Origin of the sequence: Ileibacterium valens, from assembly GCF_001945525.1 — a bacterium.
Lineage (GTDB): Bacteria > Bacillota_I > Bacilli_A > Erysipelotrichales > Erysipelotrichaceae > Ileibacterium > Ileibacterium valens.
Genome location: NZ_MPJW01000260.1, coordinates 48,366 through 65,481, shown reverse-complemented (window position 1 = coordinate 65,481; position 17,116 = coordinate 48,366). Strand labels below are relative to the sequence as shown.

Below are 17,116 nucleotides of genomic sequence, written 5' to 3'. Positions count from 1 at the left end.
ATACAGAAGTTTTCATTTACTGCACCTTAAAATCAAGTTCAGAATATATTTCTAAACAGAAAAAAACTCCTGTAAGAATACTATATCGATTCTTTTCAGGAGTGTTGAATATAATGTTAATTTTTCCAGAACGGTTTCCTATCAACTCATTAAGATCTAAAACCGCTCTGAATGATTTAAAATTTTGCTTGTTGAATATACAACCAGCGGCTTGATCTGAAAGCCGATTTTCAATGAATCAATGACAACCGAAGAAAATCACTTCAGACTAGCCGTTTGTAATCAGTGAAGTTATTCTTCATCAATATTGATCAGTTCATAGTCGCGGCTTCCAAAGCCAAGAGCTTCAGCTGCTTCTACTGTATGACGCCCATTTCTCGATTCTACGCGTTCTACAAAATGATCTCGGCCTGGATCTTTGGAATTGTAAACCAGATCAAGGCAAGCCTGATCAATTGCGACTGGATCGGTTGAAATCAAAATTCCAATATCTTTCATACATGGATCTTCAGCAACATGGCAGCAATCGCAGTCTACCGAAAGATTAACCACCGCATTGATATAAACGATATTGTCTTTGAAGTAATTATTTACAGATTCAGCTGCATCTGCCATGGCTTCAAGGAATTCATCCTGTTTTACTGGAATTTGCCAGCAGTTTTTCATGTCTTTAGACTTCCCGGTTGAATGAATCCAGCATTTTCCATTCGAAGAGGCAACACCAATCGAAAGCTGCTTTAAAGCGCCTCCAAAACCACCCATTGGGTGTCCTTTAAAATGGGAGAGAACAAGCATTGAATTGTATTTATCAATGTCCTTTCCCACATAGTTTTCTCGGATGATTTTACCATTCGGAATTTCGAGAACTTTGTCTGGTCCTTCGGAATCAAGAATATCCACATCAAAGTTTTCGGTCCATCCATGTTCCTTCATGACCTGCATATGAGAATTGGTATTGAATCTGGCCCCTCCTTTGTCATGTCCATAAGCTGTATTGCATTCCACAACAGTTCCATTCACTTCATCAATGATTGGTTTTACAAATTCAGGACGCAGGAAGTTCTGATTCCCTCGTTCTCCGGAGTGAAGTTTTACAGCAATATTACCTTTTAGTTCCTTACCGAGTTTCTTGTACAGCTTAACCAACGCTTTACTTCCGGTATCACCTGTAAAATAAACTTTCGATTTTTCCATTTTAATTAGCCCTTTCTTTTACTTCTCTATCTCTATTAACAAATTATACTCAATCTGTTTTAAAACAACAACAGACCATTTTCTGCGTTCCTAAGCAATCCATACCAAAAAATCATCCGCTGGAAGAAGTGATAATTTGATCAATATTCGAGAAACAGCTGCCGCAGCTCTTCCATTTTTAAGTTTTGCGACAGACCTAACATCAGTAAAATCCTTGCTTTGTGAGGAGAAAGGCGATGGGCCGGAATAGTTTTTTGATCGGGATCAAAAATTTTCGAATCAAAGGCCGCTCCTTCAATCAGACGGGAGCTGCGGACAATTTTTGCCGGTCCTTCATAACTTTCAATTACGTTTTGGATTTTTGAAGAATAGTTCCCGGCTCCTGTTCCTGCGATAACAACTCCATCATAGTTTTTAAGCATATATTCAAGCAGCTTGGGATCAGCATCTTCATGAACATAAAAGATTTCCACTTTTTTGCTTATTCCTTCAAGACCCTTGGAAAATCTGGAATGAATGGTATGTCTGCGATAAGGTCTGTGAATCAAAAAAGCTCGATCGTCCTGCATATAGCCAACTGGTCCTGGATCACCTACTTCAAAGGCATCCGTTTTAATTGAATTGATCTTGGTCAGATCGCGCCCAGAATAAATCGTGTCGCTGATCACCGCAAGAACGCCCATTCCAGCGCATCTTGAATCACAGGCTAATGCGACAGACTGATACAGATTCATCGGGCCGTCAGCGCTTGTAGCTGATGCTGGACGCATGGCTCCGGTAATGACGATGGGTTTATCAACATCAAGAACCAGATTTAACAAAAATGCGGTTTCTTCCATCGTATCCGTTCCATGAGTAATCACGATTCCATCGACTTCTTGATCCTCTGCAAGTTTTTCAGCCGCCTGTTTGATTGCGAATATGTCAGCAGCTGAGATATCATTCGAATCCTTGGTACATACGTTGACCTGCTTTATTTCAGCCAGATCTGCGATTTGAGGTATCGAGGAAATAATGGATTCAACTGGTAAAGTACCCGCCCTGTATTCTGCGGTTTCTCCAATACGGCCTGTACCTGCTATCGTTCCACCAGTAGCAATCAATCCAATTTTCTTTGGTTTCTTTCTGTCTTCATTCTCCATATAAACTGACCGTCCTTTCCTTCATCCATGTCTGTTTTTACATATCACTGATTGTCTGACTAATTTACCTGCCAGACATAGTCCATCCGCTACAGCATTTGGCCAAATTTTTGAAACAATAGTTATTGGTTTTCTTTAATCATCTTTATGGACTGCCTTTTTTATATCAGATGCCTGCTTCTTCTTCAGTTCAGCCTTATTCTGAGATGAATCAAAGGCGATGACATATTGTAATTGTACTGTTTGGCTTCTGTATCTGATAGATTAGCATCGAGGAGGTTTTCATGAATCAAAGCGAACTTTTGCAATTTTTAGAAGAGAATAACATCAGATTTGAGCTGACCAGTCATCCGGCCACGTTTTTAATGAATGAAGAGCGCGATTTTACTCTTCCACATCCTGAAGCGGATGCCAAAAATTTATTCGTTCGGGATGACAAAAAGAGAAATTACTATTTGCTTACTGTGCGGGGAAATAAACGAGTCAACCTGAAAGAGTTTAAACAAAAGTACCAAACCAGATCTCTCAGTTTTACATCTGCTTCAGATCTGGATAAATATCTGCACCTGACTCCTGGATCCGTTACTCCTTTTGGTCTGCTAAATGTTGACGGTTATCATGTTCAGTTTTATCTGGATGAGGATTTTCTGAAGGATGAAGCATTAATTGCCTGTCATCCCATGATCAATACCGCCACTGTAACTTTGAAAACTGACGATCTGATTCATTTGCTTGAAGAAAATGGCCATTCTGTCAATCTGATTCAATTCTGAGTTTTTTCAGTGCCCGGAATTTAATCGAGTATCGATTTCACCAGATGTTCTCAGCATTTTCTGTATCCGGAATCATGATTCAGCTGATTCTGATTGCCGTAATTCCCCTAACTATGGTGTTTTTTAACAAAACTGGTCTTATCCCTGAGAAAAAAGTTTGGTTATCCAAAGATTAACTGAGTTTTCAATTCATGGTTAAGGGATTGATTTATCTCAAAACGATAAAAAGAGCCTTTGATTCAATTTTCCCTGAATCAAAAGCTCTTTTTCTTTGACTTTAATTGTTGAGACTTTAATATCTAGCGAACATTCTGAATGACTTCAACTTTAACTTTATGATCAGCAGGACTTAGATCGTAAGTAATTTTTGAAAAAGAATTCAGGTCGTTGCTTAAAATATCTCTTACGGCATCAAACACTTCATCTTCCTTTTTTTCGGTTTTGCAGTCATACTCGATGGAAGTAACAACGTGTTTTCTGACATTAATTTTTTGAAGTTCATCAATAATCGGTTTCATAGCAGTTATCCTCTATCCACAAGTTTAACCTTCCATAACCGGAAAATCAAACATCGTAGTATTCAATGAGATCTTTGAGCTGTAGCCGCTTTTTTTCTTCTCCGGAAAAGTCATGGGTGATTTTTCCATCCTGGAAAATCAGCAGCCGATCTCCATTTTCCAGAGCATCCCGCATGTTATGAGTAATCATTAAGGCGGTGATCTTTTCTGACCGAATATACTTATTCGTCAGTTCCAGGACTTTTTTAGCCGTCTTTGGGTCCAGAGCTGCGGTATGCTCATCAAGAAGCATCAGTTTTGGGGGATTCAGGACAGCCATCATCAGGGCGATGGACTGTCGTTGGCCTCCTGAAAGCAGACCAATAGGAGTACCCATTCTCTCTTCCAGTCCCATGTCCAGCTCTTTTAGAAGATCTCTGAATTTTTCTCTTTCCTGTTTTCGAATCGCAAAAGATAATTTTCCTCGATTTCCCGAATTAGCCAATGCCAGGTTTTCTTCAACCGTTAAATGAGGAGCTGTTCCCTGAGAAGGATCCTGGTACAGACGGCCAATAATTTTTGAACGCTGATGAGGTTTCTGAGAAGTAATATCCTGCCCGTCCAGAATAATCTTTCCGTTTTTTAGAGGGGCCTTCCCGCTGATTACATTGAAGAATGTCGATTTTCCTGCTCCATTGCTGCCCAGAATAGTCACGAATTCTCCAGGCTTGATGTGGACTGAAAGACCATCCAGCGCTTTTTTTTCAAGTGTGCTTCCCTCATTGAAGATCACACTGCAGTTATTGAGTTCAAGCATGTTCTGACTTCCTTTTCTTCGCAAGTTTTTGCAGGTATGGAATAGAAATGGTGACCGCTACCAGTACGGATGAAACCAGGTTCATATCGGTTGCTGCAAAACCTAACTGTAAGGCGAATGTATATAAGAGACGATAGAGTACTGCGCCAAGCGCCGCGGCAATCAGTCCCATTCCAATTCCTTTTGGTCTCAGGATGGCTTCACCAATAATTATGCCGGCAAGACCTAATACCAGCATTCCGGTTCCGCCAGTCACATCCGCAAAGTTCTGAAACTGAACCAGAAGTGCCCCGGACAAAGCCACCAGTCCATTCGATAATCCAAGACCTAAAAACTTCATATTATCGACATTGATCGAAGACGAGCTGACCATTTCTTCGTTGTCTCCAGTCGCTCTGAGCATCAGACCAATGCTTGTCTTAAAAAACAGATACATCGCAAGAATCAGAGCGATGACAATTGCAAGTAGTACGTAAAGTCTGGTTGCATCATTCGATAAAATCGTATGATCAGACATTCCCGAAGCATGAAGAGTGACATTTGGACTGCCGTTCATGATTCGTAAATTCACAGAATAAAGACCCGTCATGGTCAATATTCCAGCTAACAGAGGCTGAATTTTCATTTTAGTCTGCAAAAACGCAGTTACACAGCCGCAGAGAATTCCAGCAATAAAAGCGGCAAACAGACCCAGATTTGGAAATCCCGCGATGGTCATCATCGCACAGACGGCTCCTCCAGTGACAAATGATCCATCGACTGTTAAGTCCGGATTGTCCATAATCCCGACGGTAATGTACTCGCCCAGGGAGAGAACCGCAAAAACTAGACCAAGTTGTATGGCTCTAAGTATGATGGCTGTTGACATAATCAATTCCTTTCTGAAATTTTTAGATAAAGCATCCGAATGAACAGGAAAAGCAGATAATCACAAACAAATGCTTATTACTGAATCCGAATGCTGAATGTAAATACTGAATATCTGTCAGAGAGTTAATGCTTACTCATTGTACTGAATTCCTTTTGAACTCACAGACAGAAAGCCGGACAGAATTGACCGGCTTTCAAAATATCGAGGACATAGAAGTGAATTTCTAAATTGCGTTAAATCATTCAGATCACTATCTGAATTTTAGTTTCCTGAGGCGATTGAATCCGCTCCGGTAACCATGATCACAGAATCGCTGTCCTGCAACTCAGCTGGCACTTCCGTTTTTGTCTTCCCTTTTTCTTTCAGAGTGTTATAGACATTTTCATTAATGTAGGTATTCAGATCATCTTTATAAACCTTAACGGCTGTCGTAGCCGGATCAGCTCCTTCAAGAATATCGATTGTCATGCGGGCTGTTTCTCTGCCCAGTTCTTCATAATTAATACCTACTGTGGCAAAGCCTCCGTCAGCGACCATGGAATCGGCTCCAACATAGTAAGCGACTCCAGCGTCCAATGCGATTTTGCTTAATGCGGCAAATCCCTGAGCGACCGTATTGTCATTTGGGCTGAACATTACGTCCACCTTTTCTGCAAGAACACTGGCCGCCTGCTGCAGAGTCGTCAGGTCCGTACCGGTTGCTTCTTCTACAGTAAGTCCCTTTGTTTGAGCATATTCTTTAAAACGCTTAATATTTGAAACCGAGTTGGCTTCTCCGGCATTGTAGAGAACCCCAACGGTTTTTGCTTCTGGTGTCAATTCAAGAATCAGATCTACGATCTGATCCACCTGTACTTCATCACTGGTTCCAGTGATATTTCCACCAGGGGCCTCGATCGTTTCAACAAGACCAGCAGATACTGGATCGGATACAGCTGAGAAAATAACAGGCGCTGAATCTGCATAGTTCTGAGCAGCCTGAGCCGTTGGAGTTGCGATAGCCACAATGGCATCTACATCTTCGTTTGCATAAGTAGACATGATTGTATCGAGATTGCTGATCTGCCCGGCAGCATTCTGATAATCAATAGTCAGATTCTCGCCATCCTTATAGCCGAGTTCTTCAAATTCATCGAGCATGGCATCACGGATTGTATTTAATGAAAGGTGATCAACAAGCTGAGCAACACCGATCGTATATGATTTTTGGTCCGTGCTTTCAGTGTTCGTCTGAGTCGAAGTTCCAGCAGAGCAGCCCGCTAACAGGGTCGCAGCGCACAGAGTGCTTAACATTTTTTTCATGCAGTTCATCGTGTTTCCTCCTCTTAGAAATGCATGTGAAACGAATCATTGAGAGGACCTTCTGCTTAAAAAAGCAGGTTCGTTTTTTGCATTGGAATATTTCTGTTTTTGCACCTTTTATCTCTGATTTATAACCTCTGTTGAGTTTCTGATCTAATCGACGATCTCAAAGGTTTTTAAGATAAAATGCAAAAAAGTCCTGCTTTCCCCGTGGAAATTTTCCACTTGGAAAAACAGGACAGAATTTTCCTATTCTGCGGTACCACCTGTATTGGCTGTGGATCATCGATCCATCATTGCCCACTCAACGAATGCCATCACATTCTTCTTTCTGTAACGGGAAAGTCCCGGCTAAAGTACTTTGCTTATCAGCAGTTCATTTCGCCCTTGGAAGTCCATTTGCAGAATGGCCATCATCCGGATTCCACCGTCCCGGACTCTCTTGAGATACCTCTTTCTGTTTGATCTCTTCCGCATTGGTTTATGGGTGCATCTTAATCCGGAATATTCTCCTTGTAAAGAACGAAGCCAAATTTTCTGAAAATTATCTGAAAACATCGTTTTTACATAACTTTTCGTTCTATTTTCTGCTTTTCATCTATTTTTATGAACCTGATCTGATCTTCCAACCGATTCCTGATGATTACAAAAAAAGACAAACTTTCAAAAATGAAACGAAAGTCCGTCTTTTGATTTTTTTATTTATTGAGCGACGAAGAAATTACTCTTCTGGCTGTGAATTCCTATTAAGCTTCTTCAATCACAACTTCTCTGGTCCATCCAAATGGATCTTCAAGCTTGCCCCACTGAATTCCAGTCAGAGTATCATAAAGTTTCTGCGTCAGAGGACCAGTTTCAAAGTTATTAATTGTCGCTTTTTCCCCTTTATAGCACAGTTCCCCAATTGGAGAAATAACGGCTGCTGTACCAGTTCCAAAAGCTTCCTGCAGACGTCCATCTTTTGCGGCAGCCATCAGATCATCAATAGCAAGATGTTCTTCATGAACTTCATAACCCCAGTCACGAAGCAGATTGAGCATGGAGTCACGGGTTACACCAGGTAAAACTGTACCTTCAATCGGTGCGGTATAAATCTTTCCATCAATCAGGAACATAACATTCATACTTCCGACTTCTTCAACATACTTTTTATTGACACCATCAAGCCAGAGAACCTGGGTATAACCCTGTTCTTCCGCTTTTTCCTGCGCTTTTAAAGATCCAGCATAGTTTCCGCCGCATTTGGTAAATCCTGTTCCGCCTGGCGCTGCACGAACATATTCATCTTCTACCCAGATTTTGATCGGATTGACACCTTCTGGATAATAGGCACCAACTGGTGAAAGGATAATCATGAACTTATAGGATTTAGCCGGATGAACGCCTACCTGAGCTTCCGTTGCAAACATGTATGGACGAATGTACAGGGATTCGCCTTCATTTTCTGGAATCCAGTCTTTTTCAATCTTTACAAGTTCTTCGATGGCTTCAACAAACATGTCTTCAGGCACTTTAGGCATCGACATACGATCGTTTGAATTTGCAAAACGAGCTGCATTGCGTTCCGGACGGAATAACAGAATTCGGCCGTCGTCGGTTTTATAGGCTTTCAGTCCTTCGAATGTTTCCTGAGCATAATGCAGGACCATACTCGCCGGATCCATCTCAATGGGTCCAAATGGTATGATGCGCGCGTCATGAAATCCTCCCTGATCTTCATCGTAATCCGTCACAAACATATAGTCAGTATAGTATTTTCCAAAGCCTAAAGGTCCCTGCGGCTTTTCCTTAAGTACAGGTCTTTTTTCAAATTTGATTTCCATAAACAGTTCCTCACTTTTTCCTGATTCAGATCGAGTCAGTTCAATACGAAAAAAATACACCGCGTTTGAAAATTTTTCAATTCTTGACGGTGTATTTCATTTTCTTTCACGATTTGACGGTTATTCATCACTCGAACATGGATTCATCCGGCACTTTCCAGAACCACATGGAGTATTGAGCATCTTCTTTTCTGATAGAGTATCCACTTTTGCCAATTCCTGTTTATTCTCCTGAATCGAGCGGTGAAGCTCTTTAGGATACAGCCAGGTTTTCCGGGGATAATACCAGGCAAAAAAGCACGAAGATAAAAACCATGTGAGCGGGTAGACCCAGTAAACCAGCCAGACATTATGCAAGGGCGCAGTCACTACCAAAAATCCAACGCGAATGGCACACCAGGTAATCATCATGACATACATTGGAACATCGGGCTTTCCTCCTCCTCGCATAACCGCGGAAACCGCGTGAGTATAGGCAAGAAGAAAGTAGAACAGCGCATTGCATCTGGCCCGGTCGGCTCCATAGGCAATGACAGCCGGATTCTGATCGAATATTGAAATAAATTGAGGAGCGAACAGAAAAAAGATCAGACCGACCAGTTCACACGAAATGACTCCGCATAAGATTCCAAATTTAGCCCCTTTCAGCGTTCGTTCATAATCCTTAGCCCCAATATTCTGACCGACGAAGGTTGAAATAGCCATGTTGAAGGACATGATCGGTAAGAACGCAAATCCTTCCAGTTTTGAGTAGGCACCGCATCCAGCCATGGCTTCCGGTCCAAAAGCATTGATATTGGATTGTACAACCACATTGGCTAAGGAAATAATCGAGTTCTGGACTCCGGTTGGAATACCATATCGAATGACAGCTTTTAAGGGTTCAAGCTGAAAACGGACTTTTGATAAAACCAGCTTCGTAGCCCCATTTTGTCTGCATAAAGTAATTAAGGCCAGTAAGGCACTGATCATCTGAGAAAAAATCGTGGCATAAGCTGCTCCTGCTACTCCCCATCCTAAAACGGCGATAAACAGAAGATCCAAAAAAACATTCAGAATCGATGAAGCAATCAGAAAGTACAGCGGATGTTTGGAATCTCCAACTGCCCGCATAATCCCTGAAAACAGGTTGTACATAATCAGACCGCTGATCCCTGCAAAATAAATCGCAAAGTAATCCACACTTAAGGCCATGACTTCTTCTGGAGTACCCATCCATTTCAGAAGTATGGGTGCCATTACGGTTCCTAAAACAGTCAGAACAACTGAAATGGCCAGCCCTAAGGCGACCGTCGTATGAACAGTCTGTGAAAGCCTCTTATAATTTTTTGCTCCAAATTCCTGAGAAATGACGACGGAGGCTCCCATGGCCATTCCATTAAAAAAACCGACCAGCAAAAAAATCAGGTTTCCTGAAGAGGAAACCGCGGCCAGTGCATTGCTTCCAAGCAGATTGCCTACGATCAGAGAATCAACCGTATTGTAGAGCTGCTGAAACAGCTGGCCAAGAAACACGGGAACGGCAAATGCGATCATTTGCCGGGGGATATTTCCACGTGTCATTGATATTTCCTGTGACACTTTGTTTAACATTCCTTTCCTGATGGCTCTATTCTAACCACTTCAGAAATGAAAACCAATCATCCCTCGATCAATTAAGTGACAATTGTGGTATTTATTTATTCAAAACGGGATTAAATTCCCATGATAAAACTGTAAATTTTCTACATAATCCAGAATTTTACTTATTCATGTTTTGGCTGATGTTTTGTCTATGATATAGTTTTCTTTATTGAAACAAACGATCGATTTTCAGAAACCCTTCTGAAAATCATCAATTTATGAAAGGAATGAATAATAATGAATCTGATTATTCCTGATCACTATGATCCCGTTCTTGATGTGAGAACCACGCAGGAAGCCATTAAATATATACGTGACACCTTCCAGCATGAGCTTGGCAAAAAGATGCATTTAGAAAGAATCTCAGCTCCCCTTTTCGTAACGAAAAACTCAGGTCTTAATGATGATCTCAATGGAGTTGAACTTCCAGTTGGCTTTACGATGAATGAAATTGGTGATGAACCCATCGAAATCGTCCATTCTCTTGCGAAATGGAAACGAATGGCTCTGAAAAAATATGATTTTGGAATGCATCAGGGTCTGTATACAAATATGAATGCGATCCGTAAAGATGAAGAGCTCGATAATCTTCACTCATCCTACGTAGATCAGTGGGACTGGGAAAAGGTTATCGATAAAAAAGAAAGAACAATTCCTGTCTTAAAGGCACATGTTGAACAGATCTTTGCGATCATCAAGCATATGGAACACGAAGTATGGTACAAGTATCCACAAGCTGTCAATCATCTGCCTGATTCCATTCATTTCATCACTTCTCAGGAACTCTGCACCCTTTATCCGGATCTAAGTCCAAGAGAACGTGAAAATGCAGTGGCAAAAGAGTATGGTGCAGTCTTTGTCATGCAGATTGGCGACAAGCTAAGCGATGGCCAAAAACACGATGGCCGAGCTCCTGACTACGATGACTGGAGTCTTAATGGAGATATTTTATTCTGGTATGAACCGCTTCAGTGCGCTCTTGAAATCTCAAGTATGGGAATTCGAGTGGATGAACAATCTCTTCATTCTCAGCTTGAAAAGGAAAATGCGCTTGGTAGAGAAAACCTTCCCTTCCATCAGGCGATTTTAAATCAGGAACTGCCTTATACTATTGGCGGAGGAATCGGCCAGTCCAGACTCTGCATGCTTTTGTTAAAAAAAGCCCATATTGGAGAAGTTCAGGCTTCCTTATGGCCGCAGGAAATGATTGATCAATGTGAAAAAGCAGGAATTCAGCTTTTGTAAAAATGACTGAGCTTTTCATGATTTGTAAAGTCATTTCCATGGATGAATGATTCCGTAAAAAACTAAAATGAAACTATCCCAAAGGGGGGATAGAAATGAAGTTGTTGAAACTTTTAGCCGTTGGAATTCTTTCACTTGCATTTCTTGGCGGATGCAGTGCTCCAGATCAGAAAACCATTGAAAAAACTGAGGATTACGCCAAAGAGAGTGTCCACGAAGCTTTCAATGAGTTCGGAGAAGAAGCATCAAAATCTGCAGATCAAACGACGATAATGCAAAACGAAGCGATGCATGGCTCACCGAAAAAAAATTCATCGCTTGAAGAAAAAGCTCTGGAAATTGTTGAATAGACTAGCGGTATCAAAGCCTTCAAATCTTCACAGGATTCCAATCCAAGACTTGGAATCCTTTTTATTTTTAACGCACAAATCGTCTATATCGATAACTCATGAGTCAAAAAATCTATGAAAGATTTACTGTAAACCGAAATTCTTGTATTGAAGCAGCCGTATTTTGCGTTAACTCGATGAAATCGAAAAAATTTGACAACAATGAATATTGTCTATATTGTACTCATTGTATATATACAAAAGGATCTTTATTATGAATCTAGAAATCATTCTTAAGCCAGGAAGCGAAATTCCCATCTATCTTCAGATTGAAGAACAGATCCGTTCGGCGATTATTTCCGGAAAACTAGAACCGCTTTCGGATCTGCCAAGTATTCGCGCTCTGGCTAAAATGCTGCGCGTCAGCGTCATCACAGTACAAAAAGCTTATGAAGACCTCAAAAAGGAAGGATACATCGAGTCAGCAGTTGGACGGGGAACCATTGTAGCCGAAGTATCTTCATCCACATTGCGCGAAAGCCGAATGAAGGAACTCGAAAAACTGCTTACTGCTGCAGTGCAATGTTCAAAAGAATGCAATTTAAGTTATGAAGATCTAAGCGCAGTACTGAAGATGATTTATTTCGAGGAGGAAAACTTATGATACCTGCCTTGTCTGTTCGTGGACTCAACAAGTCCTTTGGAACTTTTGCTCTGAAAGGTATCACTTTTGAAGTTCCACAAGGAACAGTCTGTGCAATTATTGGAGAAAATGGATCTGGAAAAAGCAGCACGCTGGAATGTATACTTGGCATCGATATTCCTGATTCAGGAAATATATCCATTTACGGGATCAATCCTCAGGAAAACATTGATGCTCATTCTTTAGTCGGCGTTGCCTTCGACAGTTGTCCTTTTCCAGAAAACTGTACTGCTGCAGATTTACAGACCATTCTCAAAGGCGTTTTTAAGAACTGGAATTCAACTCTTTATTCAGCCTTAATCGAAGAATGTAAAATTCCGCTCCATCAGAAAATTCGGACCTTTTCAAGAGGAATGAAAGCCAAACTCGATATCGTCTGCGCTCTTTGCCACGAAGCTGATCTGCTGATTTTAGATGAAGCAACCGCTGGTCTTGATCCAGTCATCCGCGAAGAGATGATTGATCAGCTTCTGAACTTCATGCAGGATGAAAAACATGCGATTCTCATGACCAGTCATATCTCTTCCGATCTTGAACGAATCGCTGACTACATTATTTTCATTAAGGACGGACAGATCGTTTTTATTGAACAGAAAGATCTTCTGCTTGCTGAATATGGAATGGCCTGTGTCAGCTCAGATCAGCTTGAGTATATTGCGGGTGAATTCATTGTTCGCTTAAGAAAGCAGGCAATGAATACTGACTTGTTGATCAGGAACAGAGCTGAATTTTCGAAACGTTATCCGGATTATTCTTTACGTCCGGCCTCTTTAGATGAGATCGTTCTGATGTTTACGCGAGGTAAAACCTTATGACAGGAATTTATAAAAAGGATCTGATCCAGATTCGAATGCTGTGGCCTATACTGCTTTCTGTATCCGTCATTGTCTGTGCAGCTTTATTTTATGCAGATGCTCCAATTGGCTTAATCAGCTACTTCCCGATTTTTCTTGCTTTTCAGGCGACAAGTACAATTTTTGCCGATAAAGCAAGCGGATGGACTCGAATGTCTGTGACTTTTCCATTTACAAGACCACAGCTGATTCGCAGCAAATATTTTTTAACGTTAGCACTTGGAACAACTGGATTTATTATAGGTCTGGCAATGTACTGGATCTATACTCTGCTCAATGGAAATGTACAGGGCAATACTGCCGAAACATTTCAGGTGAATTTTTGTATTGCCTGTCTGATTCTGTTTTCATCAACCGCTATTGTCATTCCCCTTTCTTACGCGATGAAAAAGAATCAGGAATTCATTGTAGTGATTGCTTCTCTATTACCGTCCGTATTGGTGCTTTACTACTGGTCAACGACAATGGTCACCAATACCATCAGCGTTGATCAATCGATGTCTTATGTTGAAGTGAATATGAATACTCCATTATTAAGCGCCTTTGCAGCCGGCAGCTTTATATTGTTTCTTGCTTCCATGATCATTATGCCTTTAGTCCTTTCGAGACAGGATCTGCGCTGAAAGTTCATCGCTGGATAATTCTTCAGATTCTATCTTTTTGAAATACTCTGGATTGTAACTTTTCAGTCCGGGTGGCCAATGAAAAAAACTCTTTGATCTCAGGTTATTCCTGCGTTCAAAGAGTTTTTTTATTATCCTGGTCATTCATGGGAGTTTTATTGGATAGTTTAGAAAGAAATCTTCAGCTGAAAGCAATGTTTCTGATTATATCTTTTTGATTAGATGACTAACGGTTAAGTCGGCACAGTCTAAATCGTTATTATTCATTGCTGTTATCGGCGATATAATCCCGCAGATCGTTGAGATCCAAAGATGGATACTGCGAAAGAAATTCAAGCAGTTCCTTAGCCATATAAGCAGCTGCTTCCGGTTGATCCGATTCAAGATGCACAGGAAGCAAAGATTCATGAAGGCTTACCCGAATAAGCGCCCAACCCTTTCCATAAGGAGTCGTAAAGCGGATTCTTGCTCCTTCATAGTTTGGCTCTACAAGCTCGATGGTTTCGCTTTCTCTGGCAAAATTCTTGAGATCTTCAATGACCTGTTCACCATAAGCCCGAAAAGCTTTTTCGCTTACCGGAAGCCTGAAATCTTCCGTCATTGCTGGATGTTTTAATTCACTTATAAGATCTGAAATGGATTGGCTGGCCGCCTCAACAACAATCTGAGCGGCAAGATATGCTCCATCATCCAGGAAGTAGTTATCCGCAAACGCCGCATGGCCACTGGTTTCAATGGCTAAAGCAGCATCTTCTCCTTCGTCGCATAATCGCTTGGCCTCATTGATTACGTTTCGATAACCTCTTTTGAAACGATGCTGATGAATCCCCTTCTTTTCAAGGAAATCTTTCAGTTCATCGGAAGTGACAGAGTCAGTAACAACTGTCAGATTCGGATGAGCTCTGCTGGCAAGCAGGGCTGCCAGTGCCACCAGATCGTTTCCGCCAATTGGATTGCCGTTTTCATCCACCGCACTTGAGCGGTCAACATCCGTATCAAAGATCAGACCCAGATCCGCATGATTTTTCTTTACGGCTTCAACCAGCGAATTCATGGCTTCCTTATTTTCCGGATTTGGAATGTGGTTTGGAAATGATCCATCCGGATTCAAAAACTGACTTCCTTCAATATTAGCGCCTAATGGAGCCAAAATCTGGGTCGCAAAGAAACCGCCAGCCCCATTTCCGGCATCGACTACAATATGCAATCCTTCCAGCGGTTTATCAGAGTCCGAGTCAATTCGCTCTGAAATCAGGTTTCTTAAATGTTCGGCATAAATTTTCATCAGATCGTAGCCCGTTAAGGAGCCGCCGCTCAAATGTTCAAAATCTTCTTTAATGGCGATATCGATTATCTCAGTGACATCTTTGGCATCTAAACCACCGCCCTTATAGAAAAATTTCATTCCATTTCTGTTTTCCGGCATGTGACTTGCTGTCAGCATGATGGCCCCATCCGCATTGACTTCATCAAATACCGTGGCCATGAACATCGCCGGGGTACTCGATAATCCAGTATCAAGTACATCCACCCCATCAAAAATCAGACCATCATCCACTGCCTGGCTTAAAGAGGGTCCGGAAAGTCTTGAATCTCTTCCAACTGCTACAGTCAGATCTTTCTTTTTAAGCTTCCTGCGAAGCCAGGCGGCAAAAGCTCTGGCCAAATCATAGACTTCCTTTTCAGATAAATTAACTGGAAGATTTGGATCGGTATTTAACGCAACACCTCGAATGTCGCTTCCATTTTGAAGTTCTCTTAAATTGCTCATTTTTGATGCTCCAATCTATACATGTGAACAGCAGCAGGATTTTCTGATCTGTATTTCAATCGGCTTCCTGCCTTGTTCGTTTCGTAAGTAATTCAATTATAGCAACCTTTTATGATGCTCTGGCTGCTCATAAGCTTTCGAGCCTTCTAAAGGAATTTTAATATTCTTCAAAGGAATCAATCATCACCACTGCCTGCAAAAAATCTCTTTCTTATATCATCCTGGCCCAGCAATCTTATTAAGATCACAGATAGGATAGTAATCTTTCTGAATCTGGTTATACTTTAAGAAGGAAAGGGAAAATTATGCAGAACTATATTTTCTCAAATGACTTTTATAAAAATATTGACCTGATGGTCTACACTTCAGGCCATGAGAAATGTGAACCTTCTCACAGCTATGGGCCTGTCGTCAGAACTTCGTATATGTTCCATTACATCCATTCGGGCAAAGGAATCTATAAATGCCGCGATAAAACCTGGCATTTAAAAGCTGGTGATATGTTTCTGATGATTCCTCAGGAAAGAATTTATTATGAAGCGGATCAGGATGATCCCTGGGAGTATTCATGGATCGGCTTAAAAGGATTAAAGGCTGAAGAAACCATTGGCCGAAGCACCATTTTCGAAGATCTGGTGGTTCACCTGCCAGAAACCAGCCGAATCCCAGCGATCTTTTCTCGCCTGCAGACTGGAAGAATGACAGATAATTCAGACCTTCTTTATAACTCCTGTGCCTGGGATATGGTCTATCAGCTTTCACAGGAAGTTCCTGCCAATAAAAACACAAAAGATCTGAGTGCTGCGGATTATGTTGAACTGATCCTGACCTATGTTGGACAGCATTTTGAAGAATCCATCAGCGTTCAGGAGATCGCAGACCATCTTTCATTAGACCGCAGCTACGTTCATCGAATCTTCAAGAAAAAGATGGATATGTCTGTTAAAGAGTATATTTACCGCTGCGGCTGACCAATGCCTGTTATTATCTGATCTATACAGATCTTTCGATCAACGATATCGCCCGATCCGTTGGATATGACGATGTTCTTTACTTTTCTAAGCTGTTTCGAAAGAAGAAAGGATTGTCGCCATCAAATTATCGTGAAATCCGCCAGAAAGAATATCAGCATCTGCAGGCTCCTGATTCAATTTAAGATCCTGAATTATCAGAGGCTGGATCCTCAAAATCGCAAAGAACTGAAAAATCCGCAGAATCATCAGAAGCTACAAAACAATCATAAGCCAAAGCGTTCTGATCATCAGAAAAATATCATCAAATCCGGTTTTTTGATTCCAATCCATGATGCCTTCTTCAAACCGAAGAGGATCAGTCTGAACATTCGATCAAGCATGAAAAAAGCAGCTTTCGCTGCTTTTTTCATTAATAGTCGAGATTCAAATGATTATCAGAGTTTATTTCTTATCAGATTCTAATTCTTATCAGATTCTAGTTTTTGTTCATAGGCTCGAAATTTTGATACTCGCTTCCTTCACGACCCTCCTTACGGTTGGACCGCTTGCGCTTCTCTACACTCGGCGATGAAACC

General features: G+C 41.2%; 17 protein-coding genes. 8 read left to right on the top strand and 9 right to left on the bottom strand.

The features are described from left to right. Positions 1–291: 291 nt before the first annotated feature. Together BO222_RS12060 and BO222_RS12055 are read right to left on the bottom strand one after the other, a co-directional pair. Entirely contained in the window at positions 292–1,194 is a 903-nt protein-coding gene (locus BO222_RS12060; RefSeq protein WP_075820988.1) for a DUF362 domain-containing protein, read from the bottom strand. Between the two features lie 140 nt (positions 1,195–1,334). Then, a complete protein-coding gene (locus tag BO222_RS12055) occupies positions 1,335–2,336 on the bottom strand; it encodes an asparaginase (protein ID WP_075820987.1) in 1,002 nt (333 codons plus the stop codon). Positions 2,337–2,620: 284 nt separating this feature from the next. Between BO222_RS12055 and BO222_RS12050 the strand changes: the two genes are divergently transcribed. Continuing rightward, positions 2,621–3,109 carry a prolyl-tRNA synthetase associated domain-containing protein gene (locus BO222_RS12050; RefSeq protein WP_075820986.1) on the top strand — a complete coding sequence of 163 codons (489 nt, stop codon included), beginning with the start codon at positions 2,621–2,623 and terminating at the stop codon, positions 3,107–3,109. A 299-nt stretch (positions 3,110–3,408) separates the two neighbouring features. Here BO222_RS12050 and BO222_RS12045 read toward each other — a convergent pair whose 3' ends face one another. The 6 genes from BO222_RS12045 to BO222_RS12015 form a co-directional block, all read right to left on the bottom strand. Beyond that, positions 3,409–3,627, bottom strand: a complete 219-nt coding sequence (locus tag BO222_RS12045) for a hypothetical protein (protein WP_075820985.1) — start codon at positions 3,625–3,627, stop codon at positions 3,409–3,411. A gap of 46 nt (positions 3,628–3,673) precedes the next feature. Further along, positions 3,674–4,423, bottom strand: coding sequence for an ABC transporter ATP-binding protein (locus BO222_RS12040; RefSeq protein ID WP_075820984.1), 750 nt, complete (start codon positions 4,421–4,423; stop codon positions 3,674–3,676). Then, positions 4,416–5,291: an ABC transporter permease gene (locus BO222_RS12035; RefSeq protein WP_075820983.1), complete on the bottom strand. Its 876-nt coding sequence runs from the start codon at positions 5,289–5,291 to the stop codon at positions 4,416–4,418. The genes BO222_RS12040 and BO222_RS12035 overlap by 8 nt, the downstream gene beginning before the upstream one ends. A gap of 264 nt (positions 5,292–5,555) precedes the next feature. Beyond that, positions 5,556–6,605, bottom strand: a complete 1,050-nt coding sequence (locus BO222_RS12030; RefSeq protein ID WP_143357038.1) for an ABC transporter substrate-binding protein — start codon at positions 6,603–6,605, stop codon at positions 5,556–5,558. A gap of 737 nt (positions 6,606–7,342) precedes the next feature. Beyond that, on the bottom strand, positions 7,343–8,419 hold the full coding sequence (locus BO222_RS12020; protein ID WP_075820981.1) for a branched-chain amino acid aminotransferase: 1,077 nt from the start codon (positions 8,417–8,419) through the stop codon (positions 7,343–7,345). Between the two features lie 120 nt (positions 8,420–8,539). Then, a complete protein-coding gene (locus tag BO222_RS12015; RefSeq protein ID WP_083647812.1) occupies positions 8,540–10,012 on the bottom strand; it encodes an MATE family efflux transporter in 1,473 nt (490 codons plus the stop codon). 267 nt (positions 10,013–10,279) lie between these two features. Between BO222_RS12015 and asnA the strand changes: the two genes are divergently transcribed. The 5 genes from asnA (at position 10,280) to BO222_RS11990 (ending at position 13,796) form a co-directional block, all read left to right on the top strand. After that, on the top strand, positions 10,280–11,287 hold the full coding sequence (gene asnA, locus BO222_RS12010; protein ID WP_075820979.1) for an aspartate--ammonia ligase: 1,008 nt from the start codon (positions 10,280–10,282) through the stop codon (positions 11,285–11,287). Positions 11,288–11,382: 95 nt separating this feature from the next. Beyond that, positions 11,383–11,637 (top strand): hypothetical protein, encoded by a 255-nt coding sequence (locus BO222_RS12005; protein ID WP_075820978.1) that lies wholly within the window; start codon positions 11,383–11,385, stop codon positions 11,635–11,637. A gap of 253 nt (positions 11,638–11,890) precedes the next feature. After that, positions 11,891–12,280, top strand: a complete 390-nt coding sequence (locus BO222_RS12000; RefSeq protein ID WP_075820977.1) for a GntR family transcriptional regulator — start codon at positions 11,891–11,893, stop codon at positions 12,278–12,280. After that, positions 12,277–13,134, top strand: coding sequence for an ABC transporter ATP-binding protein (locus tag BO222_RS11995; RefSeq protein WP_083647811.1), 858 nt, complete (start codon positions 12,277–12,279; stop codon positions 13,132–13,134). Before BO222_RS12000 ends, BO222_RS11995 begins: the two co-directional genes overlap by 4 nt. Beyond that, a complete protein-coding gene (locus BO222_RS11990) occupies positions 13,131–13,796 on the top strand; it encodes an ABC-2 transporter permease (protein WP_075820976.1) in 666 nt (221 codons plus the stop codon). Before BO222_RS11995 ends, BO222_RS11990 begins: the two co-directional genes overlap by 4 nt. A 259-nt stretch (positions 13,797–14,055) precedes the next feature. On the opposite strand, the gene BO222_RS11985 is transcribed toward BO222_RS11990, so the two are convergent. Further along, positions 14,056–15,567: a phosphohexomutase domain-containing protein gene (locus tag BO222_RS11985; RefSeq protein WP_075820975.1), complete on the bottom strand. Its 1,512-nt coding sequence runs from the start codon at positions 15,565–15,567 to the stop codon at positions 14,056–14,058. Positions 15,568–15,872: 305 nt separating this feature from the next. Between BO222_RS11985 and BO222_RS11980 the strand changes: the two genes are divergently transcribed. Together BO222_RS11980 and BO222_RS14450 are read left to right on the top strand one after the other, a co-directional pair. Beyond that, complete coding sequence (locus BO222_RS11980) at positions 15,873–16,538, top strand: AraC family ligand binding domain-containing protein (RefSeq protein ID WP_083647810.1); 666 nt, start codon at positions 15,873–15,875, stop codon at positions 16,536–16,538. Next, entirely contained in the window at positions 16,529–16,723 is a 195-nt protein-coding gene (locus tag BO222_RS14450; RefSeq protein ID WP_083647815.1) for a helix-turn-helix domain-containing protein, read from the top strand. The genes BO222_RS11980 and BO222_RS14450 overlap by 10 nt, the downstream gene beginning before the upstream one ends. Positions 16,724–17,116 lie beyond the last annotated feature (393 nt).